General features: G+C 67.6%; 22 protein-coding genes. 13 read left to right on the forward strand and 9 right to left on the reverse strand.

Annotated elements, in window-relative coordinates; all coding sequences use genetic code 11:
• Positions 1-24: 24 nt before the first annotated feature.
• Complete coding sequence (locus ACFXHE_RS21410; RefSeq protein ID WP_379385525.1) at positions 25-1,059, reverse strand: phosphotransferase family protein; 1,035 nt, start codon at positions 1,057-1,059, stop codon at positions 25-27.
• 15 nt (positions 1,060-1,074) lie between these two features.
• The gene (locus ACFXHE_RS21415; protein WP_379385527.1) at positions 1,075-1,899 is read right to left on the reverse strand and encodes an SDR family oxidoreductase; all 825 of its coding nucleotides are present in this window, start codon (positions 1,897-1,899) and stop codon (positions 1,075-1,077) included.
• Between the two features lie 139 nt (positions 1,900-2,038).
• On the opposite strand from ACFXHE_RS21415, the gene ACFXHE_RS21420 reads away from it, so the two are divergent.
• On the forward strand, positions 2,039-2,971 hold the full coding sequence (locus ACFXHE_RS21420; protein WP_379385528.1) for an alpha/beta fold hydrolase: 933 nt from the start codon (positions 2,039-2,041) through the stop codon (positions 2,969-2,971).
• 3 nt (positions 2,972-2,974) lie between these two features.
• On the opposite strand, the gene ACFXHE_RS21425 is transcribed toward ACFXHE_RS21420, so the two are convergent.
• Both ACFXHE_RS21425 and ACFXHE_RS21430 read right to left on the reverse strand, forming a co-directional pair.
• Complete coding sequence (locus ACFXHE_RS21425) at positions 2,975-3,601, reverse strand: TetR/AcrR family transcriptional regulator (RefSeq protein WP_379385530.1); 627 nt, start codon at positions 3,599-3,601, stop codon at positions 2,975-2,977.
• 99 nt (positions 3,602-3,700) lie between these two features.
• On the reverse strand, positions 3,701-4,267 hold the full coding sequence (locus ACFXHE_RS21430; RefSeq protein ID WP_354840223.1) for a PadR family transcriptional regulator: 567 nt from the start codon (positions 4,265-4,267) through the stop codon (positions 3,701-3,703).
• Positions 4,268-4,388: 121 nt separating this feature from the next.
• On the opposite strand from ACFXHE_RS21430, the gene ACFXHE_RS21435 reads away from it, so the two are divergent.
• The 7 genes from ACFXHE_RS21435 (at position 4,389) to ACFXHE_RS21465 (ending at position 11,290) form a co-directional block, all read left to right on the forward strand.
• Positions 4,389-5,876 carry a phytoene desaturase family protein gene (locus tag ACFXHE_RS21435; protein WP_379385532.1) on the forward strand — a complete coding sequence of 496 codons (1,488 nt, stop codon included), beginning with the start codon at positions 4,389-4,391 and terminating at the stop codon, positions 5,874-5,876.
• A 12-nt stretch (positions 5,877-5,888) separates the two neighbouring features.
• Positions 5,889-7,025, forward strand: a complete 1,137-nt coding sequence (locus tag ACFXHE_RS21440) for a 2Fe-2S iron-sulfur cluster-binding protein (RefSeq protein ID WP_379385534.1) — start codon at positions 5,889-5,891, stop codon at positions 7,023-7,025.
• Between the two features lie 184 nt (positions 7,026-7,209).
• Positions 7,210-7,632: a hypothetical protein gene (locus tag ACFXHE_RS21445; RefSeq protein ID WP_379385536.1), complete on the forward strand. Its 423-nt coding sequence runs from the start codon at positions 7,210-7,212 to the stop codon at positions 7,630-7,632.
• A gap of 121 nt (positions 7,633-7,753) precedes the next feature.
• Positions 7,754-9,190, forward strand: coding sequence for a hypothetical protein (locus tag ACFXHE_RS21450; RefSeq protein ID WP_379385537.1), 1,437 nt, complete (start codon positions 7,754-7,756; stop codon positions 9,188-9,190).
• Positions 9,187-9,594, forward strand: coding sequence for a FixH family protein (locus ACFXHE_RS21455; RefSeq protein ID WP_379385539.1), 408 nt, complete (start codon positions 9,187-9,189; stop codon positions 9,592-9,594). The genes ACFXHE_RS21450 and ACFXHE_RS21455 overlap by 4 nt, the downstream gene beginning before the upstream one ends.
• Positions 9,595-9,623: 29 nt before the next feature.
• Positions 9,624-10,745 (forward strand): hypothetical protein, encoded by a 1,122-nt coding sequence (locus ACFXHE_RS21460; protein ID WP_379385541.1) that lies wholly within the window; start codon positions 9,624-9,626, stop codon positions 10,743-10,745.
• Positions 10,742-11,290 (forward strand): hypothetical protein, encoded by a 549-nt coding sequence (locus ACFXHE_RS21465; RefSeq protein ID WP_379385543.1) that lies wholly within the window; start codon positions 10,742-10,744, stop codon positions 11,288-11,290. The genes ACFXHE_RS21460 and ACFXHE_RS21465 overlap by 4 nt, the downstream gene beginning before the upstream one ends.
• 3 nt (positions 11,291-11,293) lie before the next feature.
• Here ACFXHE_RS21465 and ACFXHE_RS21470 read toward each other — a convergent pair whose 3' ends face one another.
• Positions 11,294-11,779 (reverse strand): carboxymuconolactone decarboxylase family protein, encoded by a 486-nt coding sequence (locus tag ACFXHE_RS21470; RefSeq protein ID WP_379385545.1) that lies wholly within the window; start codon positions 11,777-11,779, stop codon positions 11,294-11,296.
• A gap of 234 nt (positions 11,780-12,013) precedes the next feature.
• Here ACFXHE_RS21470 and ACFXHE_RS21475 point away from each other — a divergent pair, with 234 nt between their 5' ends.
• A complete protein-coding gene (locus ACFXHE_RS21475; protein ID WP_379385547.1) occupies positions 12,014-12,784 on the forward strand; it encodes a phosphotransferase in 771 nt (256 codons plus the stop codon).
• 364 nt (positions 12,785-13,148) lie between these two features.
• Here ACFXHE_RS21475 and ACFXHE_RS21480 read toward each other — a convergent pair whose 3' ends face one another.
• Positions 13,149-13,592: an SRPBCC domain-containing protein gene (locus ACFXHE_RS21480; RefSeq protein WP_379385549.1), complete on the reverse strand. Its 444-nt coding sequence runs from the start codon at positions 13,590-13,592 to the stop codon at positions 13,149-13,151.
• Between the two features lie 43 nt (positions 13,593-13,635).
• Positions 13,636-13,941 (reverse strand): meromycolate extension acyl carrier protein AcpM, encoded by a 306-nt coding sequence (gene acpM, locus ACFXHE_RS21485; RefSeq protein ID WP_379385551.1) that lies wholly within the window; start codon positions 13,939-13,941, stop codon positions 13,636-13,638.
• Between the two features lie 137 nt (positions 13,942-14,078).
• On the opposite strand from acpM, the gene ACFXHE_RS21490 reads away from it, so the two are divergent.
• Complete coding sequence (locus ACFXHE_RS21490) at positions 14,079-14,738, forward strand: MerR family transcriptional regulator (protein ID WP_379385553.1); 660 nt, start codon at positions 14,079-14,081, stop codon at positions 14,736-14,738.
• Here the strand turns inward: ACFXHE_RS21490 and ACFXHE_RS21495 are convergent.
• Entirely contained in the window at positions 14,675-15,466 is a 792-nt protein-coding gene (locus ACFXHE_RS21495; protein ID WP_379385555.1) for an SDR family oxidoreductase, read from the reverse strand. The two genes, ACFXHE_RS21490 and ACFXHE_RS21495, sit on opposite strands and share 64 nt — an antisense overlap.
• Positions 15,467-15,715: 249 nt before the next feature.
• Positions 15,716-16,426, reverse strand: coding sequence for a carbon-nitrogen hydrolase family protein (locus ACFXHE_RS21500; RefSeq protein ID WP_379385557.1), 711 nt, complete (start codon positions 16,424-16,426; stop codon positions 15,716-15,718).
• 645 nt (positions 16,427-17,071) lie between these two features.
• Between ACFXHE_RS21500 and ACFXHE_RS21505 the strand changes: the two genes are divergently transcribed.
• From ACFXHE_RS21505 to ACFXHE_RS21515, 3 genes are all read left to right on the forward strand, one after another.
• Complete coding sequence (locus tag ACFXHE_RS21505) at positions 17,072-17,959, forward strand: diiron oxygenase (protein ID WP_379385559.1); 888 nt, start codon at positions 17,072-17,074, stop codon at positions 17,957-17,959.
• 16 nt (positions 17,960-17,975) lie between these two features.
• Complete coding sequence (locus tag ACFXHE_RS21510) at positions 17,976-19,379, forward strand: FAD-dependent oxidoreductase (protein WP_379385561.1); 1,404 nt, start codon at positions 17,976-17,978, stop codon at positions 19,377-19,379.
• Positions 19,380-19,625: 246 nt separating this feature from the next.
• On the forward strand, positions 19,626-20,312 hold the full coding sequence (locus ACFXHE_RS21515; RefSeq protein WP_379385563.1) for a hypothetical protein: 687 nt from the start codon (positions 19,626-19,628) through the stop codon (positions 20,310-20,312).
• The last annotated feature ends 16 nt before the right edge of the window (positions 20,313-20,328 follow it).

Raw genomic sequence — 20,328 nt, forward strand, 5'->3', positions numbered from 1 at the left:
CCTGCAGCGCTGCGTGTTTCGCCCCTACGGCGTGCGCAGCGCGGACAGCCCCGCGGCCAGCAGCGGCTCGACCGCCTCGCCCATGTGCTCGAAGCCGGGTCCCACGGTCTGGCCGTGGATGTGACGGAAGTGGATGCCCTCGCTGATCACCGCCAGCTTGAACGACGCCAGCGCGATATAGAACCCGATCTCGGACACATCGCGGCCCGTGCCCGTCGAATAGCGTTCCAGCACTTCGGATTCGACCGGATAGCCGGGCGCGAGCGCGACATCGCTGACCCCGGGCATGACGCTGTCGCTCATGCGCTGATAGACCAGCAGCAGGCCGATATCGGTGAGCGGATCGCCGAGTGTGGCCATCTCCCAGTCGATTACGGCCGCGACCCGGTCCTCGGCGTCGACGAGCACATTGTCGAGCCGGTAGTCGCCGTGCACGATGCCCGTTGCCGATTGCGCGGGCAGGTTCTTCGCCAGCAGATCGTGCAGTTCGACGGCGGCGGGCAGGTCCCGGCTGTAGGAGGCGTCGAGCTGCTTCTTCCAGCGCCGCACCTGCCGCTCCAGGAATCCGTCCGGCCGCCCGAAGTCCGCCAGCCCGACCGCGCCCGGGTCGACGGTGTGCAGGGCGGCCAGCGTGTCGATGAGGCCGGTGGCGATGACCCGGGTCCGGTCGGCGCCGAGCGGCACCAGTTCGGCCGCGGTCCGGTAGGGCGTGCCGACGATCCGCTCCATGACATAGAAAGGCGCACCGACGATGTCGTCGTCCTGGCACAGCGCGTAGGTGGCGGGCACCGGCACACCGGTGTCCGCGAGCGCGGTGATCACCCGGTACTCGCGGGCCATGTCGTGCGCGGTGGCGAGCACGTGCCCCAGCGGCGGCCGCCGCAGGATCCACGCCGACTCGCCGTCGCTGATCTCATAGGTGAGATTGGACTTCCCGCCCGCGATCAACCGGCCGCGCAGCGGACCGGTCACCAGGCCCGGCCGAGTGTCGGCCAGCCACACCGCGAGTCGCTCGAGATCCAGGCCGGGTAGTTCGCCGGGCCGCTGATCGTCGCTCATGTGTCTCCCCGAAGCTCAGTGGCCGTCGCCGCTGTCCAGCAGCCGCGCCTGATAGTGCCGCATGCCCGACAGCCAGCGGTCGTAGTCCGCGCCCTTGCGACGGTACATGTCGAGCACCTCCGGATGGGGCAGGATGAGGAACCGCTCGTCGTCCAGGGCGGCCATGACCAGCTCGGCCACCGCGTCGGGGGTCAGCACCGCACCGGCCGAGGTGACCGCCCGGGTGGCGGCCATGCCGATGGCGTCCCCGGAGTTCTCCCCCGCCCGCAGCAGCGGGGTCTCCACGCCCATCGGGCACAGGCAGCTGACCCGGACGCCCTGGTCGCCGTAGGTGACCGACAGCCATTCGGCGAACCCCACGGCCGCGTGCTTGGTGACCGCGTATGCGGCCGAACCGATCTGGGTCAGCAGGCCCGCCGCCGACGCCGTGCTGACGAAGTAGCCCTCGCCGCGTTCCACCCAGCCGGGGACGAGCAGCCGCGCCGCGCGGATGTGGGCATTGAGGTTGACGTCGAGGGTGGTGTCCCAGTCCTTCTCGTCGCCGAGACCGACCGGCCCGATCACGCCCGCATTGGCGAAATACAGATCGACCGGCCCGAATTCGGCCTCGGCGCGGGCGATGAGCTCCTCGATGCGGGCGGTGTCGGACACATCGGCCCCGACCGCCACGGCCGCGCCCGGGAACTCCGCGTTCAGCGCCGCCGCGACCGCCGCGGCGGCCTCGCCGTTCAGGTCGGCGACGACGACCCGCGCCCCGGCCCGCACCAGCCGGGCGGCGATGGCCCCGCCGATGCCGCCACCGCCTCCGGTGACAATGGCGTTCCTACCCGCGACCTGCACGTGTGCTCCCTACGGCCCGTGCCGGCACCCGACCCGGGTGGATCGGAGGCGCCGGCTGATGGAATATGAAACCTACGTCGGATTCAAGTTCATGACCCGTCCGGCGTCAACCGGCCCGGCGGCGAGAGGTGAACAACCGATGCGGACAGCACATCTGGTGGACGAGTGGAAACGGCTGGGCAGCGCGCAGGTGGCGGCCAATGGCATCGAGCTGCGGGTGGTCGAGCACGGCGCGGGGGCGCCGGTGGTGTTCTGCCACGGGTTCCCCGAACTCGGATTCTCGTGGCGGCATCAGGTTTTCGCGCTGGCCGAGGCCGGGTTCCGGACGCTCACCCCGGATATGCGCGGCTACGGCGGCAGCTCACGGCCCGAGCGGGTCGAGGAGTACGACATGCTCACGGTGTGCGGGGATCTGGCCGGGCTGCTCGACGCCTATGGGCTGGAGGACGCCATCTTCGTCGGCCACGACTGGGGCGCGTCGGTGGTGTGGCACATGGCCCGGGAGTATCCGGAGCGGGTGCGGGCGGTGGCGGGGCTGAGCGTCCCCGCGACCCCGCGGTCGTCCGGGCCGCCGCTGTCGATCATGCGCGCGCGGCTGGGTGCGGACTTCTACATGGTGTGGTTCCAGGAACCCGGGGTCGCCGACGCGGTACTGGCCGCGGACCCGCGGCGCACGCTGCTGCAGGACGACATCATGAGCGCCGCCACGTTCCTGGACACCAGCACCCCTGAGCCGCCGCTGCCGGAGTGGCTCAGCGAACCCGAATTCGAGTACTACGTCGAGACTTTCACCGCCACCGGGTTCACCGGCGGGCTCAACTACTACCGCAATCTGGACCGCACCTGGGAGCGGACCGCGCATCTGGAGGGCGTGAAGATCGCCCAGCCGTCGCTGTTCATCGCCGGATCCACCGATCCGGTCATCCGGTTCACACCCATGCAGAAGATGTCGGCGCTGCTCAGCGATCTGCGAGGAACGGTCGTCCTCGAGGGTGCGGGGCACTGGATTCAGCAGCAACGGCCCGCCGAGGTCAATGCCGCGCTGATCGACTTCGCGCGCGGGCTGGGCTGAGCGCTACTCGGCCCGCAGCTGCAGCGCGTTCACCCACAGCTGGGTCAGCGTCGTCACCAGCTTCTCGAACGGGATCCGTTGCTTCTGAACGTAAACCATGTACGCCATGCGGCTCACCATGGCCGAGAGCGCGTGCGCGGTGATCATCGGATCCAGGTCGGCGCTGGCCTGCCCGGACTCCTGCAGCCCGCGGATCATCCGGGCATTGCGCTGCGCGAACGCTTTGCCGCGCTCGACGCGCAGGCGGCGGAAGTTCTCGTCGATGTTCGCGACCTGCTCGAACAGTGCCATCAGGCGGGCATTGCGCTTGTAGGACAGCAGGTAGTCGCGATTGGCGGCCTCGATGAGCGCGCGGGTGTCGGTGATCCCACTGCGCTCGCGCACGTGCGGGTGCAGCATCTCCTCCGAGACCTGCTCGACCAGGGCCGCGAAGATCTCGTCCTTGCTGTCGAAGTAGGTGTAGAAGGAGCCCGACGCCATGCCGGCGGTCTTGGAGATGTCGGCGATCTTGGCGTCGAGGTAGCCGTCGCGTTCGAAGACCTCACGCGCGGCGGCGATGAGGGCGCCGCGCGTGCGCTGACCGCGCCGGGTGGGCGGGGCGGTACGGCGGGATTCACCCTCGCCTGTCATCGATTCGGACGCCAACGCTGATCACTACCTGTCGTTTCGCGGACAACTTTCCAGGCGGACACCGTATCAACCGGCACGGCCCCGACGGCGGGTGACCGGTTACCGCGAGTGTGCGGCGATGCGCCGGTCGATGACCGGCAGCGCGAACTCGGCCCAGCGAATGTTCTCCTGCTCGAAGGCGATTCCGCGCAGCAGGCTCAGGTACGGCCCGATGCGGTCGACCTCGGCGAGGTAGGCCTGCTCGCTGCGCCCGTCCAGCAGGCGGCCGCGCAGTCGTTCGTAGCGGGCCAGTTTCGCCTTCGACCACTCCAGTTTCTCGGCGACGGCCGCCCGCACCGCGGGGGCGTCCTCGGCCTCCATGGCCTGGACCTTCACCATCATCTCGTCGCGGATGGCGGTCGGTTTGGAGGGCTCGGCGATGAACGCGTGCAGCGCCGCCCGCCCGGCCGGGGTGATGGAGTGCAGGCGCTTGTTGGGCCGGCGCTCCTGCTCGACGACGCGGGTCTCGATGAGACCCTCGGCGGCCATGCGCTCGAGCTCCTTGTACAGCTGCTGCGGGGTGGCCAGCCAGAAGTTGGCGACCGAGGCGTCGAAGCCCTTGGCCAGGTCGTAGCCCGATGCCTCCCCCTCCAGCAGGGTGGCCAGAACCGCGTTGCGTAGCGCCATCCGCCCAGGCTACCACCATAGGCGATTATTCAATTTCTTGTCTAGATTCCCGTAGACACTTCCAACTAAGGCCGCTACCGTCTGAATAACCTAATCAATTAATTGACTAATGGAGGTGGGCATGCACGACTACGACGCCATTGTCATCGGCGCGGGCAATGCCGGACTGACCGCCGCGGCCACGCTGCAGCGCGCGGGGGCGCGGACGCTGCTGGTGGAGCGGCACAATGTGCCCGGCGGCTGCGGAACCTCGTTCCGGCGCGGGCGATTCGAGTTCGAGGTGGCGCTGCACCAGCTCTCCGGGGTCGGCGTGGAAGGACAGCCGATCTCCTTGCGCGAGGGGCTGTTCCAGCAGCTGGGGATCGCGGATCGGCTGGAGTTCGTGCAGGAGCGCGATCTGTACCGGGCGGTCGTCCCCGGCCGGCTGGATGTGACGATTCCGGCCGACTGGGATGCGGCGATCGACGTCCTCGACGCCGAGTTCCCGGGCAGCCGGGATCGGGTGGCGCGGTTCTTCGAGCTGATCAAGCAGGTGACGTTCTGGCAGATCGCGGCCATGCGCGGCATGCCCGCCGAGCAGATCGACCCGGTGCTGTTCCGGTACGGGCTGCGGCCGCTGCAGCAGGTGCTCGACGAATACTTCGACGATGACCGGATCAAGGTCGCGCTCGCCATGTACTGGACCTATCTCGGCCAGCCGCCGTCCAAGCTGCGGTTCCAGGATCTGGCGCTGACGCTGTTCGCCTACCTCGAGTTCCAACCGTGGCATGTGCGCGGCGGGTCGCAGGCCATGTCGGCGGCGATACTCGACTCGTTCCTGCAGGCGGGCGGGCAGGTGCGGTTCAATACCGGGGTCGAGGCGATTCTCACCGCGGGCGGGCGGGTGCTCGGGGTGCGGCTCGAGGACGGGACCGAGGTGACCGCGCCCGAGGTGGTGTCGAATGCCTCGCTGCCCACCACCTACGCCATGCTGGACGGGATCGAGGTGCCGGCGGCGGTGCGAAACGATCTGGCCACCAGGCGGATCGGGGTGTCCGGGTTCGTGCTGCACATGGGCCTGGACGCGACGCCCGCGGAGCTGGGCTTCACCAGCAGCACGACGTTCGTCAACCGGGACACCGACGACGATCGCACCTACCAGGCGTGGAAGTCGTTCGAGCCGGTGCGCGGAATCTGTGTCAGCTCCTACGATGTCGCGCCCATTGGGTTCGCACCGGCGGGGACCACCCACGTCAGCCTGATGACGTTGCAGTACGCCGACATCTGGAAGAACGTGGCGTCGGCGGACTACGCACGCACCAAGTTCGCCTTCGCCGAGACGCTGCTGGATCTGTGCGAGGCGGTGACGCCGGGCATCCGCGACGCCATCGAAGAGGTCGATGTGGCAACGCCTTTGACCATGATGCGGTATCTGGGTCATCCGGGCGGGTCCATCTACGGCTACGACCAGGACGCCACCGAGGGCTGGCTGTTCCGCAACAGCGAACGCGAAACCCATGTCCCCGGACTGCATGTCGCCGGGTCCTGGTCCGGCATGGGCGGATTCCAACCCACACTCGAGGCCGGGGCCCGCGTCGCGCGCCGCCTGCTGCGCACCCAGGCCGCCTGAACGGAGCACATCGTGAAACGACACCCCCTCGCCACCCGATTCGACGGCGCGGCAGGCATTCTCGACGAGATCGAGGCCCGACTGCCCGAAACCCGCGACCACAGTGCGGAAGCCCGCGCCACCGTGGACGCCCATCACCCCAAGCGGCTGCTGCTGCGGGTGGACACCGTGCTCGAAGAAACCGTGTCCGCCAAGACATTCCGGCTGCGCGGCCTCGACGGCGCGATGCTGCCGCCGTTCCTGGCAGGCCAGTACGTGAACGTCTTCTTCGACGGCACCAGCCGGCCGTTCGCCATCTCCTCCAGCCCCACGGAGCTCGGCTTCTACGACCTGACGGTGCGGCGGGTGCCGGGCGGCCGGATCAGCAATCTCCTCCTCGACACCGTCGCGGCGGGCCAGGTGCTCACCACCACCGGTCCGATGGGGACCTTCCACCACAATCCGCTCTTCCACGGTGACCGTCTGGTGTTCCTGGCGGGCGGCTCGGGTGTCGCACCGGCCATGAGCATGATCCGCGAGCTCACCGACCGCGGGCCGGTCCGCGAATTCCATCTGATCTATGGTTCGCGGGACGCCTCCGACATCCTGTTCCGCGAGGAACTCGACAGCTTTGCCACCCAGCCCGGCATCACCGTCGATCACGTCATCGCCGACCCCTCCCCCGACTGGACGGGCCGCACCGGATTCCTGTCCGCCGACACCATTTCCGACCTGACCGGCCCCCTCGGCAATCGCATGGTCTACGTCTGCGGCCCCCAGGCTCTCTACCCCTACGCGCTCGAGCAGCTCACCGCCCTGGGCCACCCCCGCAAGCGAATCCGTTTCGAAGCCAACGGCGCTCCCGCCGACCCCACCACGCAGCCGCACTGGCCCACCACCGCCGACCCCGCCGACGAGGTCACGGTCACCGTCCGCGACACCACCTTCCGCACCCCACGCAATCGCCCCCTCCTCGATGCCCTCGAAGACAACGGCATCCGCCCCGAAGCCGCCTGCCGCTCCGGCGAATGCAGCCTCTGCCGCATCCGCGTCCTGAAGGGCGAAGTCCACACCGCCGCCGAAGCCAAACTCCGCCTCTCCGACCCCGCCGCCGGTTACACCCACTCCTGCGTCGCCTACCCCCTCACCGACGTCGAACTCGACCTCTGACTCTTTCCCCACCAGCTCGGCCCGGGCCGCGCGCGACGGCGCGAACCGGGCCGAGGGCCTCGTCCCCGGAACAGGTTCACACTCGCGGGATCCGCCCAGCGGGCGCCGAGGTGAACGAGGGCCGTGGAGCGCCCACGCCGGCCACGAGCCGCTGGCACCTGGCCGCGGCGGTTCGGCGCCAGCGGTGGAGACTGAGGCGGTGGAGGATGCCGGGCTGGTGGTTGTGGTGGACGCGGCCAATGTGGTGGGTTCGCGGCCGGACGGGTGGTGGCGGGATCGGGCCGGGGCAGCGCGGCGGTTGCTCGGGGAGCTGGGTCCGCTGCGGGAGCGGCTGCCCGGGGTGACGGACGTGGTCGTGGTGCTCGAAGGGGCCGCCAAGGCCGCTGCCGACAGCGCGGGGGCCGAACTGCGGGTGGTACTCGCGGACGGTTCCGGGGACGACGCCATCGTCGAGGTGGTCGCGGCCGAGGCCGGAAAGGCCGGGGCCCGAGCGGGTTCAGTGCTCGTGGTGACGGCCGATCGTGGTTTGCGGGCTCGGGTCGAGGCGCTCGGAGCGACGACGGCCGGGCCCAGCTGGCTCCGGAACGCCTTGGCCCAGCCGGAATAAGACTCCCGCCACGGGGCAACCCCTCCCAGCGGACCCGGGGACCCTACCCTGACCGCACCCTGAGGACACATCCCCCGCGGGTGGGATTTCCGGGCGGTGGTTTTTCGGTAGCTTCGGAACAGTGCAGCCGCCGTTGATCGTTCGCCTGCGCGGCGCATGCCTGGTGGTGGGCGTGCTCTGCGCGTTCCTGCTGGGGTGGGATTTCGCGTCCGCGCCCGACGCCCGGGCCGATGGCGCGGCGAGCGGGGGTGATCTGACGGTGGCGCAATCGCTGGGGGCACGCGAGCTCACGGTGGTGATCCGGCGGGCCGAGCCGGGACCGCTGCGCGTCGAGGTGGTGAGCCATGCAGGGTCGGCGGCCGGGGCGCTGACGGTCAGCGCCGCGCCGGTCGATCAGGGTGGCGAGACCTCCTCGGGCACGGTCGAACTCGCGGATCGGCCGGGGCTGTATGCCACGACGCTGCGGGTGGATCATGCCGGGCCGTGGGAGCTGTCGGTCTCGGACGGCGAACGGACCGCCCGGATTCCGTTCCTCGTCGCCGCGCGCGTGGTGACGCCGTGGGAGCGGGCAGCTTACGGTGGCTTCTTCGCGGCGGGTGTGCTGCTACTGGTCGCGCTGGGTACCGCCCTCCTCTCGAAAAGAGGCTGGCCGACACTGATTCCGGTGGGCGCGCTCATCGCCGCGCTGACCGTCGGGACCACGGGGGCGGTGCTGTCCTCGAGTGCGCCGCAGCCGCGGCCGGCGGGCAGCCTGCTCGATCCCACGTCCGGCAATATCGGCAATCCGTTCCCCGAACGCGATCTGCCGCTGACCACGAATTATTCACGGCCGCCGGTGAATCTGGCCGTGCGTGCGCAGCCTGCGGCGGCAGGGCAACCGACGGAAGTCCAGCTGTCGCTGACCGATTCGGCGACGGGGCGGCCCGTGGACGATCTGCTGGTCACCGATGACGCGCTGCTGCACCTCATGGTGGTCGGGCCGGCCGGGACGTTCTGGCATCGGCATCCGATCCGCACCGCGCCTGGGGAGTACCGGGTCAGCCTGGGGCTCGGGGAGTCCGGCGATTACGCGGTCGCGGCGGAGATCGCCCGGCGCGGCGGGGGTGTGCAGTTGCTGCGGGCCGCGCTGCACGTCGGCGGTCGATCCGGTTCCGGCGCGGTCGATCCCGCACCGAGCGGGACGGCTCTGACGACCACCGAGGCGATCGCGGGCGAACCCGTCACCCTCACCGCGGCCTACGGCGGTGCCGCGGATCTACAGCCCTGGCTGGGGATGGTCGGCCATCTCATCGCGGTCGGCCCGCTGCCGGACGGCGGGCCCGCCGGGACGTCCGCGGCGACGGCGCCGATCTGGGCGCACGCCCACGCCATGGCCCCGATGCCCGCCGTCGGCGCCCAGCCGCCGGACGAGACCGTCGCCGCCTACGGCCCGAATGTGGCCTTCACCTTCACTTTTCCGCTGTCCGGCCGGTACCTGGTGTGGGCGCAGGCCGAGCGCGGCTATTCCGTCATGACCATTCCGACCACGGTCGACGTCCGAGCGGGGGTTCCGCAATGACCAGGCGCACAGGACTGATCGCGGCGATTGTCGTGCTGGTGGCCGCGCTGCTGACCTGGTGGCTGTGGCCGTCCAGCAGCGCGAAACCGGTGCCGCGCAGTGCCGCCGGGCCCTACCAGGTGCAGCTGCGTGTCTCCGGCGGATCGCCGCACACCGGCGACAACACCGTCGACCTCGACATCACCGACCAGCACGGCACCGCCGCCACCCCGGACCGCGTCTCGGTGGAGCCCGCCATGCCGCAGATGGGCCACGCGCTCCCGCCGAGCACCGCCGCGGTCGTCACGCCCGGGCACTATCGGGCGACCGTGACGCTGCCCATGCCGGGGCAGTGGGAGATCGCGGTGAAACTGTCCGGCGCACCGGGATCCGGCAGCGCCACCTTCTCCGTCCAGGCCAACTGAATCGAAGGAAAGAGGATCAGGAGCAGACCATGGACCTCACCGCCAACGGTCGCGGGCTCACCGCCGAGGCGACCGCACCGATCACCATCCGCCCCTGGCTACCCGCGGCCATCCTGTTCGCGGCCAGCATGACCTTCGCCGTCGGATCGACCTGGGACATCCAGTGGCACTCCGATGTCGGGCCCGACACCTTCTTCACGCTGCCGCACCTGTTCATCTACGCCAGTGCGGCGATCGCCGGATTCACCGGTCTCACGGTCATTCTCGTCACCTCGGCCGCGGGCCGGGCGGGGCGGCGGGTGGACGGTGAGCTGGGCGGACCCGGCATCAGCGTATTCGGGCGGACGTTCACCGCGCCGCTCGGGTACATGGTGGCGGCGCTGGGCGCGGCGTCGTTCCTGCTGTACGGACTGTGGGATCTGTGGTGGCACAGCCTCTACGGGTTCGACGCGATCATCGACTCGCCGCCGCACATCGGGCTGTTCCTGTCCAGCACGGTGATCTCGGTGGGCACGGTGATCGTGTTCGGGGCGGCGCGGGCCCATCGGTGGGGGCGGATCGGCGCGCTGTTCGCGCTGGCGCATCTGGCGACCTCGAGCACCGTCACCGCGCTGGCGGTGCAGCGGCTGAGCACCGGGACCGTGCGGTGGACGGTCGCGGTCACCGCGTTCATGGTGATTCTGCTGATGGTCGTGGGTGCGGGATTCCAGCGGTGGGGCGCGACCGTCACCGCCGTGTTCTCCTCGGCGATCCAGGGCGTGTTCTGGTGGTTCGCGCCGTGGGCGGCGCGCGCCTACGCCGATTTCGTGGGATTGCCCATGCGCGAACACATCCGGGGCATTCCGGCGACTCCGGCGCTGATTCCTTTCTGCCTGATCCCGGTGGGCATCGTGATCGATCTGCTGCTGCGCCGCACCGACAGCCCGGCGCGCCTGCTGCCCGCGCTGGCCGGTGGGCTCGGCGGGGCGATCATCGGCGGGTTCAATCCCGTGCAGCAGGTGATCATCTACGACGCCCGCCTCTCGCACGCCTCCGTCATCATCGCCACCACGGTCGCGGCCGCACTGCTGGGTGCGCTCGGCGGCTACCTGGGCTGGCGCTTCGGCGACATGCTGCGGCTGTCCGCCCCGTCCGAGAAGGTCAGCGCATGATCAACCGTCTACTCGCCACCGCCGCAACGATTCTCGCGATTCTCGGGCTGACCGCGGGCACCGCCGCGACGGCGTCGGCGTATCAGCCCGTCAATATCGTGCACACCGAGCACGTGCAGGCCGGGCCGTATTCGCTGACCGTGGGGTTCAGCGAATGGCCTTTGCGCGCAATGCAATCGCTGGACTTCACCTTCATCCCCGACGGGGGCATCGAGGACAAGACCGGCACGCTCACCGAGTACCAGCCCAACGGGAAGGTGCGCCACGCGGAACCGCTGTCGCGGCACCCGCGCAAGCGCGACGTCTGGGGCCTGGACGTGCGCTCCCTGGACGAGCAGGGCGCGTGGACCTTCCACTTCGTCATCGACGGCCCCCAGGGCCGCGGTGAAGGCGATCTGGCGAACCTCCCGGTTCTCCAGCAGCCCGGTCCCCCACTGGGCGTGAGCTGGGCCGTCAGCACGATTCCGCTGATCGGCCTGATCGCCTTCCTCGCCTACGCCTGGCGCCGCAGCCGCCGACCGGTCACGGCCCCGCAGCCCGTCTGACGGTCAGTCGGTGGCCCCGGCGAACATGCCCGGCTCGTAGGACCCACCCTGCTGATGCAGGATGACACCGAGCCGGTTGGCGGCGTTGATCATGGCCACCAGCGCCACCAGCGCCGCGGTCTGGTTGTCGTCGTAGTGTTTCCGAACCTGCGCCCAGGTCTCGTCGGAGACCCCGAGGTGGGCATCCGCCAGCCTGGTGCCCTCCTCGGCGAAGGCCAGCGCCGCCTGTTCCGCCTCGCTGAACACCGACGCCTCCCGCCAGGTCGCCACCAGATTGATCCGAACCGGCGGCTCCCCCGCGGCCGCCAGCTCCTTGGTGTGCGCATCGGTACAAAAACCACACCCGTTGATCTGACTGGCCCGCAAGCTCACCAGCTCCTGGGTCGTTTTCGGCACCTCCGACTGCGTGATCACCAGACTGGCATTCGCAAACCGCTTGGCGAACTTCGCGCCGACCTCATTCGCGAACATATCGAGCCGAGCACTCATAGCGTCCATCTCCTTCATCGTCAGTGGGACGACCATGAGGTGCCGGCCACCCCGGATTTGTGACATCGCCCCGCTATGACACAGACCACATGTCCCGGCTGCGGCCGACGACCGGCCCAATCGCGGCAGTCTGCGCAGGCGAGCAGCGGCTTCCCGCCAATTTCGCCGTGGTAGTGCGCGTTTGGATCGCGGGGGCGCCGGTTGAGTATTCGCCCGTGTCGTACCGTGGGCTGTGTGGGGTTTTCCGACGGATGGGATTGCTTTGCCGCGTTGGTCGACGGAGCGTGGGTCGAGAGGAGACCGCGCCGGCCAGAGGTGGCCGGCCAACTCCGGCGTGAAACCCAGCTGATGCCTTGGCTGGCACCACTGTTGCCCCTGCAGGTGCCGATCCCCCGGGTGGTGAGCGAGACACCGTTGATCGTGCGTCATGCCCTGGTCCCCGGGACGTCCATCGAGTCTGCCGGGACCGAGCACGGGCTCGCGCTGGGAAAGTTTCTTCGCGCCCTGCACGACAGCCCCTCAGCCGAGGCGGTGCGGCACGGACTGCCATCAGCGACCGAAACCAGGCGCAGCCGGGCTGTGATGATCAATCGTTTCCGAACCGAAGTCGTGCCGTTGATCCCAGCGGCACACCATGATTCGGCGCTGGCGGTCCTGGATGTCGTAGCGGAATTCCCCGCGGATACGGTCGTCCACGGCGATCTCGGCCCGGAACATGTCATGGTGTATGGAAACCGGATCGCCGGCGTGATCGACTTCGGCGATGTCCATCTCGGCGACGCGGCGAATGACCTGGCATGGCCACTGTTCGGCGCACCAACAGCCTTCGCCGACGCAGTCGCCGCCGCCTACGGCCTCACCGACGACCTCCGCCGCCGAGCATCGTTCTGGCATCAACTCGGGCCATGGCACGAAGTGACCTATGGCTTGGACAGAGACGATGACGACATCGTCCACAGCGGAATGACCGGCCTGCTCGACAGACTGAACCTCACCCACGACTGATCGCCTCCGACCCTCGGACGCACGCGGTTCCGAATACTCCTCGCCCGCAAGAACACCCGATGCCGCGACGGGCGAAATATATTGCTGTGCAGAGCATTCGGATGCACTCCTGAGCTTCTGGAGTGCGGCTGGGTGGGCGGCAATTCCGCCCACCCAGTCTCGAGAATCAATCTAGTGGGGCCAGCATGCGGGAGCGGTGCTGTCCATCCAACAGTTCGAGCTTCCTGTGGGTACGAGCAGTGGGCCGAACATCCCCAACGCCAACGAGATGAAATACATGGTTCGAACCTTTCGAAATATGAATAGAACCGGCACAGTAGTTCGCCGTCGCGTCGGTGTGCAGCCCCGACTCCCAGGGGCGCTTTCAGTGATGGATCACCTCACCGAGCCGCGGCAGGACGAGTCGCTTCCAGCTGCGCTCCATGGCGTTGCGTACCATCTTCTGTCGGCGGTCTTCGATGTCGAAACCTGTCTGCGTCAGCAGAAGTCGGGTGCCATGACCCTGCGGCTGCAGCGTCCAGTCGACAATCCACCGAGCGGGGTACTCGGCCTGCCGAAATATCCAGCTGTAGGTCAACTGCTCGCACGGCCGGGCCGCCAGCACCTCGCAGATGATCTCGTTGGGCGATGAGTCCGGGATGGTGAATCGGAAGTGGGTTCCGACCGAGGCGGCGAACCCGGTCGGTCGAAGCAGCCACCGCTCCAGCAGATCCGGCTCCGTCAGCGCGCGCCATACAGCTTCTGGCGGCTGCCGGAAGAAGCTGCCGAGCTCGACTGCGGCGGGATTCAACTGTGGATCGGCAATCACCGGCTCACCACCGCGACGAGGGGTGAAACGGCCCGCAGGCTGCTCAATTCGCCTGGCCTTCCTTGTATTTCGCTTCCATTTCCGCGGCGAGCTGCGGCTTCTCGGCCTCCATCTTCTGGACGTAGGCAACCGCGTCGCCGACGGTTCTCAGGCTCGCAAGGTCCTCGTCGGGGACCTTCACGCTGTACTTGTCCTCCAGCTGTACAGCGATCTCCACCAGTGACAACGAGTCGATGTCCAGGTCGTCGACGAAAGACTTCTCGATCGTGACCTCGGCGGCCTCGATACCCGTCACCTCCTCGACGATCTCCGCGATGCCGGCGACGATTTCTTCTTGCGTGGTAGCCACGAAACACTCTCCTCGGTGTGACGACATATGCGTAGTACTCCGCTCGTCCTCCACGACCGCTTCGGTTTCCGCTGTCGGGGTCGGACGGGAGTGCCCAGTACGCTAAAAGCTCCAGTGGGGTGGAGGTTCAACAGGTTGTGACGGACGACACACAATCCGGTGTGCTGGTGAGCATCGGGGAGTTGGCGCGCAGCACCGGGCTTCCGGTGCGAACGATCCGGTTCTATTGCGACGAAGGCATTCTGGAATCCCGGCGCAGCGCAGGCGGGCATCGGATGTTCGACGCCGACAGCGCCACCGAACGACTGCTGCTGGTGCGGCGGTTGCGCGCGCTCGGTCTCGGGCTGGACTCGATCACCGGCGTGCTGCAGGAAGAGCGGTCGATGGCAGAGGCCATTGCTGCCGAAAGTGCGCGGCTCGATATCGAATTCAGGTCGCTGGCATGGCGGCGGGCGTCACTGCGGGCCATGGAGACGGTTGCCCCGGCGCAGCGGGCCGAGCGACTCGCGTTGCTGGCCGCCGCGCAGGACGGAGGTGCGGCGCACGATTGCCTCGTACGGTTCTGGCGGCGCATTCTCGCACCGATACCGCGATGCGACAGCGATATGTGGGTGGGCTGGAATGTCCCGGAGCCGCCTGCCGATCCATCCGTCGACCAGGTTGTCGCGTATGCCGAATTGCCGAGTGGAGGTTGTCCAGCTGTTGCCATGCGGACCAGGTCGGCAGGTCTGGACTACCGCCAGTGGTGGTCGCCGAGCGCCGCTGCTTCCGACCCACCGTCGGCGAATATGACCTGACCGGTTACGAAACGGTTCGCCTCACCGGCCAGCCAGCAGATGAGCTCTGCAACCCATTCCGGACGGCCCGGGAACCCGCCGAAGGGTTGTGGCGCAGCGGTTTCGACTGCCTTTCGCACGTTGTCATCGGCGAAGATCCACGCTGCCGCAGGAGTGTCGACGACCCCCGAGGCAACGGCATTGAGCGCTATGCCAACTCCGGCCCACTCGGCGGTCGGAGCGACATTGCGCACCCAGCGGTTCAAGGCACGCTTGGCAACTCCGTAACCAGCGGTCGCGCCACCGGCAGCCGGATTGTTGGCCAGATACGCGACGGCAGCAGCCTCGTCGCCGTCGAGGCATGCCTGCATGATGCGCTCGTCCGCCGGTGCCAGCGACGATGTCGACGACACAGCCACCGCTCGGGGCGCGGGACCTTGCGCCAGCAACGGACGAAGGCCCTCCAACGTCGCGACAGCGCCGAAGTAATTCGTTTCCAGCATGCCGGTCCTGCCTCCGCCCGCAATCGCCAGCACCGCATCGATCGGCCCAAGCCCACTCACCTGGTCGACAAGCGAGCGACGGCCTCGAGGCGTGGACAGATCAGCTTGGACCTCAGCGTTTTCGAGATCGCATCCGATGACCCTGGCACCGCGTTCACGCAGCAGCGCAGCAGTCGCCGCGCCGATTCCCGATGCCGAACCGGTAACCACATAAGTACGTCCGGCGGTCCCTGCCTGCGATGTCATCGCGCCCCTTCTCATCACCCGACCGGCACCATGCACTCACACCTCGTCGATGCCGGAACAACCCCAACACCCTACGTAGGCGTCGCCACTGTGCGCATCCAGAGAGGCCCGAGACGTCTGTGCCCCCAGTGCGTCGGGGATCTCTATGGCCAGCAGCATCATTGCCCGACCCTCACCGGTCATGGCCTGTTCGCGGGTTACGCACCGCCCCGTCTCGGCCTCCGCCGGGGCACTGCCGTGTGGCCATTGCTAGCCGATATCGGCGACGACGAACATCGGTGTCTGGTCGTCGGCCTCTGCCAGCAGGGTTCCGGAGGTGTCCCACAGGGCGGCGCGGCCGCACCCGGTGACCGGGCCCGCCGGCCCCACCTGGTTGGCAAGGGCCACGTAAACGTTCGCACGGTCGGCGATGCCGGGATATATCGACGCACGTTCGGCAATGCCGCGACCGGTGCCGTACAGGGCGCTGGCCAGATGGACATCACAACCATCGTCGGCAATTCGGCCGACCAAGTCGGGGAAATGGTTGTCGAAGCAGGTGGCAAGGGAGAAACGTAAACCCTGGAGTTCGAAGCGGCCGTCCTTGTCCGCGGAGGTGAAGAACTGCTGCTCTTCCTCGAACAAATGCTGTTTGTGATAGGCGGTGAGCAGATCACCGGCGGCGCTGTAGACGTAAGTGGCGATCACGGGACGGTGACCGTCGAGGTCGGGGGCAGCGCAGTTCACAACGGTCGCTATCCCGGTGGTGCGCAGCCGATCCAGGCGAGGGTCATCGGCGCGCAGCCACAACCCCTCATCGGCTGCGGTAGCCGCCAGTTCGTATCCGGTCACCGCTAACTCGGGAAACACGATCAACTCGGCGGAGTCTGCGCCTGCCTGTTCGGCGAGCCTGACCATTTGTCCGATGTTGGCCCGGACATCGATAGGTGCGCAAGTGAGCTGTGCCGCCGCGACTCTCATGCGCCGCAGATTACGCCGCACAATGTGAACGCAGTGACCTTATCGGGCCGACGGCACGGGCTGGTAGGCATCGAATGCTCAAAGTGGATACCCAATTTCGATCATGTCTTGCTCCAGATCGATGAGGTCGACTCAGGATTGAGCCCCGTCACCACCGGAGCCGTTACGCATCGAAGCCATCTCTTCGGCATCGCCCCAACCGGCAGCGGCACTCCACAAACCCGCTCGATACCCACCGGCTGCACGCGAATTCCTCGACACCGCAGGCCGGCACCTGAGCCCCCGTCAAATGACCATCCTCGACACACTCGACGCCCTGGACGACGTCGCCACCCTCACCAACGCCTATACTCCCTGAACCATCCTCGGCCTGCGCGGTGCGTCACGTCCGCACCCACGGCTCACCGTGCACAGCCGAGGGAGCCTGATCTCTCCAAAATGATTTGCAGTGTTGGCACTTTCAGCGAATTCCAGGCGCGACGGTCAGCGCGGCGGGATGCGCAGTCGCAGAGCCTCGCCTTTCCGGGCACAGGTCCGTCGACAGCCATCCCTGTTCGCCAGGCCGTCGAGAACACGGCGGAGGAAAAAGGAAGCCCGGCCGCGCGCCAACCAGCGTGAAACATGACCGAGCAGAGGAGTTCAGCAGTGGTAGCTACCGAGCAGGATCAGTTCTTCCACACACTGATCCGGTCGGCCCAGCGACTATCGTTCGACCCACGGTGTCCGGAGCTGTATGAGCCGGGGCCCGACGGCGATCAGCGCTATGGAATGACCGCGCAGTGGTCGCCGCTGTTCGACACGCCGATCTGGGCGTCGATGTCGGAGCAGCAACGAATCGTGTTGACCCGCTGCGAAGTAGCGCAGTTCCTCGGTATCGCGATCTGGCTCGAAGTCGGATTACAAGTCGCGCTGTTGCGCGCCAATCACGGTGCCGACCCCGCTCGCCCCGACATCACGTTTCTGCTCAACGAATGCGCCGACGAGAACCTGCATTCGCTGATGTTCATCAAGGGCGTCGACAGCATCGGAGCACACTTCTATCCCCACGATCGGCTGCAGAAACTGCTGGGCCGGCTGTTCGCGATGTTCGCCTGGCACGAGGTCGCCTACGGGATCGTGCTGGCCGGGGAGGAAATCTTCGACGCCATGCAACGCGATTGGATGACAGACGCCACGGTCGCCGACGCGATACGCCGCACCTCCTACATCCACGTCGTCGAGGAATCACGGCACATGGCCTTCGCCCGCCGCCGCATTCGCGACCAACTCACCACCATCTCGCGGCCACGACGGTTCCTGAGCACGATCGCCATCGCCGTCGGAACCCACATCGTCGCCAAGAGCCTGATCAACCGGCGCGTCTACGAAGAACTCGGACTGCGCTGGCCGGAGGTGAAATCCGCGATCGACGCCAACGAGCACCACCGCATGATGTTCCGCTCGGCCACCGCCTCGTTCATCGAGTTCCTCCACCGCGAAGGCCTGCTCAACCGGGTCGCTCGACGCATCTACCGCGCCTCGAACCTGCTCTGACCTCTCGAAAGCGATTATGGCCCACGTCATCCTGGGACACTGCTGCAAGGACGTCTCCTGCCTGAACGCCTGTCCACGCGACTGCATCCGCCCCCGCCCCGGCGACACCGACTTCGCCACCACGCCGACACTGCACATCGACCCGAACTCCTGCATCGACTGCACCGCCTGCGTCGACGCCTGCCCCACCTCAGCGATCAAACCCGACCACGCCCTCACCGCGACCGAACAACACCATCTCCGCCGCAACAGCGACTACTTCGCAAACACCGGGCCCCGAACCACACCCGGCCGGCGACCAACAATGCCTCTCCCACGGCCTTCGACCGTCGGTGGTCGACGGCCCCGTATCGCAGTCGTCGGCGCCGGCCCCGCCGCCATGTACACCATTCGTGAGCTGCTGCGACGGTCCAGCTTCGTCGACGTCACCGTCTACGAACGCCACGCCCACCTCGGCGGCCTGCTGCGTACGGCCATCGCACCCGACACCGGCCTGCGCGAAATGCTGAGCCTGTTCGATGTGCCATTCGGCGACGACCGGGTCAACGTCGTCTACAACACCGAGATCGGCCGCGATCTCTCCCTCGAAGCCTTGCGCCGCCGGTTCGACGCGGTGGTCTTCGCCCACGGCGCCTCGATTCCCCGCCCCCTCACCCGATCCGACTCGACATTGCCCGTCGGTGTGTACGACGCACTCGATGTCCTTGCCGGCGTGAACAACCCATCCCCCACCGAGACGCCGCCCCTCGGGCCGCATTGCCTCATCGTCGGCGCCGGAAACGTCGCCCTCGAGGTGATCAGACACCTCGCCCACCAACACAACACATCCCCGAGCATCGCCGCACTGACGCAGGTGACCGTTCTGTCCCGTGCCTGCGCAGACCGGTCGGCATTTGCCACCCCCGCCATGCAGGACATCCTGGCCCTGCCCAATCTGTCGATACACACGACCAGAACCCTCGAACATGAACCCGGCTCCGCAGCAGGCCAACCGCTGAGACCGGCGATGGACCACCTAGCCGATCCGAACGACCGAGACGACACCCGGCTGCCGGTCGTGTTCTGCTTCGAACAGCACGTGACGAACATCGAGTCGACGGACACCGGCGAATTGACCGTGTATACGACCGGCGGGCACACGTTCCTGGCCAGCACGGTGGTCCGTGCCATCGGGTTCCGCACCGCACATATCGACGGACTCCCCGGCACACACAACGGTCAGATCCTCAACCGAAACGGCAGAGTCATTTCTCCGACAACCAGGGATCCTCTGCGCGGCGTGTACGTCGTCGGATGGGCCAAACGCGGTGCACACGGTGGAATCGGCGAGAACCGCGTCTGCGCCGCCGAAACAGTCGAGCAACTCGCGATCGACCTTCATCTGACCCGCCCGACCCACCAGAGGGGCGCGGCCATGTGAGCCGACCCCCACCCAAACCGCCACGCCGACATGATCATCCACCCGGTGATGCCGTGCCCCATCGAGCCCAAGCCGCATTTCGCGCTAACCGAACCTGCCAGCGCGGCTGCCGAGTTGCGGACGACCGGTGCAGTCCCGCACAAACCGTTGTCGAACAGCAGTTTCGCGCCAATTCCTCAGCCGTAGTGCACGTTCAGAACGGTTGGACTGGCCGTTCATCCGCGACGTGGTCGAAGACTTCAGCGAGTGACAGAGCCCGTCTCGGTGGTCATGGACCTCGAGGGTCGGGCTCGGGTGGCGTGGAGCATCACCGACCACGGTGAACCGTATCCTGGTGTGGTGCTTGCGCTTTACAGTGCTGCGGTCGCCCTGGTCACCGGTGCTACGTCGGCGTGGTTGAGCTACTATTTCGGCTCGCGGAAAGAGCTCTTCGCTTGGCAGCGGGAGCAGGCTCTGCGGTGGGATGGCTCGCGGCGGGAGGCGTACTCCGCGTATGCGGCGGCCGTCAAACGTGAGGTCCGAATCCACGTCAAGATGGCTGCTGCGAAGCACCCTGAGCTCTGGCCCGGCCATGAGGTGCTGGATATTTCGACAGGGTGGCCACTTTTGGTGACTGCGGAAGACGAGCGGGCTGCGTTGCTGGAGTCGATTCTGCTGCTGGCCGATGGGCCGACTGTGGCTGCGGCTCGTGAGTGGCAACAGAAGGTGTGGGAACTCCGCCGGCTACACAATGACACGTCGATCAACGCGGAGTCGGTGCGGCAAGCGCTGGCGGGCACATCCGATGCGCGAGACCGCTTTTACGCGTGTGCACGGGCTGATCTGGGAATCCTGGCCCCGCTGCCGAGCCCGGCGCCGCTTCCGCGTCGGAGGGAGGTCACCAGTTCAGCTGGCGTGGAGCCGGGCCTCAGCGATCATGCTCCCTCGGCTTGACCGGCGGCAGATCCGG

The sequence above is a fragment of the Nocardia sp. NPDC059229 genome (assembly GCF_042754165.1).
Classification (GTDB): Bacteria; Actinomycetota; Actinomycetes; order Mycobacteriales; family Mycobacteriaceae; genus Nocardia.

Bases quoted from the DNA above. Each gene is read 5' to 3' on its own strand.
- ACFXHE_RS21460 (WP_379385541.1), top strand. From the start codon at position 9,624: ATGGACCTCACCGCCAACGGTCGCGGGCTCACCGCCGAGGCGACCGCA.
- ACFXHE_RS21430 (WP_354840223.1), bottom strand. From the start codon at position 4,267: ATGGCGCTACGCAACGCGGTTCTGGCCACCCTGCTGGAGGGGGAGGCA.
- ACFXHE_RS21510 (WP_379385561.1), top strand. From the start codon at position 17,976: ATGGCCCACGTCATCCTGGGACACTGCTGCAAGGACGTCTCCTGCCTG.
- ACFXHE_RS21435 (WP_379385532.1), top strand. From the start codon at position 4,389: ATGCACGACTACGACGCCATTGTCATCGGCGCGGGCAATGCCGGACTG.
- ACFXHE_RS21495 (WP_379385555.1), bottom strand. From the start codon at position 15,466: ATGACATCGCAGGCAGGGACCGCCGGACGTACTTATGTGGTTACCGGT.
- ACFXHE_RS21410 (WP_379385525.1), bottom strand. From the start codon at position 1,059: ATGAGCGACGATCAGCGGCCCGGCGAACTACCCGGCCTGGATCTCGAG.
- ACFXHE_RS21500 (WP_379385557.1), bottom strand. From the start codon at position 16,426: ATGAGAGTCGCGGCGGCACAGCTCACTTGCGCACCTATCGATGTCCGG.
- ACFXHE_RS21465 (WP_379385543.1), top strand. From the start codon at position 10,742: ATGATCAACCGTCTACTCGCCACCGCCGCAACGATTCTCGCGATTCTC.
- ACFXHE_RS21470 (WP_379385545.1), bottom strand. From the start codon at position 11,779: ATGAGTGCTCGGCTCGATATGTTCGCGAATGAGGTCGGCGCGAAGTTC.
- ACFXHE_RS21455 (WP_379385539.1), top strand. From the start codon at position 9,187: ATGACCAGGCGCACAGGACTGATCGCGGCGATTGTCGTGCTGGTGGCC.
- ACFXHE_RS21420 (WP_379385528.1), top strand. From the start codon at position 2,039: ATGCGGACAGCACATCTGGTGGACGAGTGGAAACGGCTGGGCAGCGCG.
- ACFXHE_RS21425 (WP_379385530.1), bottom strand. From the start codon at position 3,601: ATGACAGGCGAGGGTGAATCCCGCCGTACCGCCCCGCCCACCCGGCGC.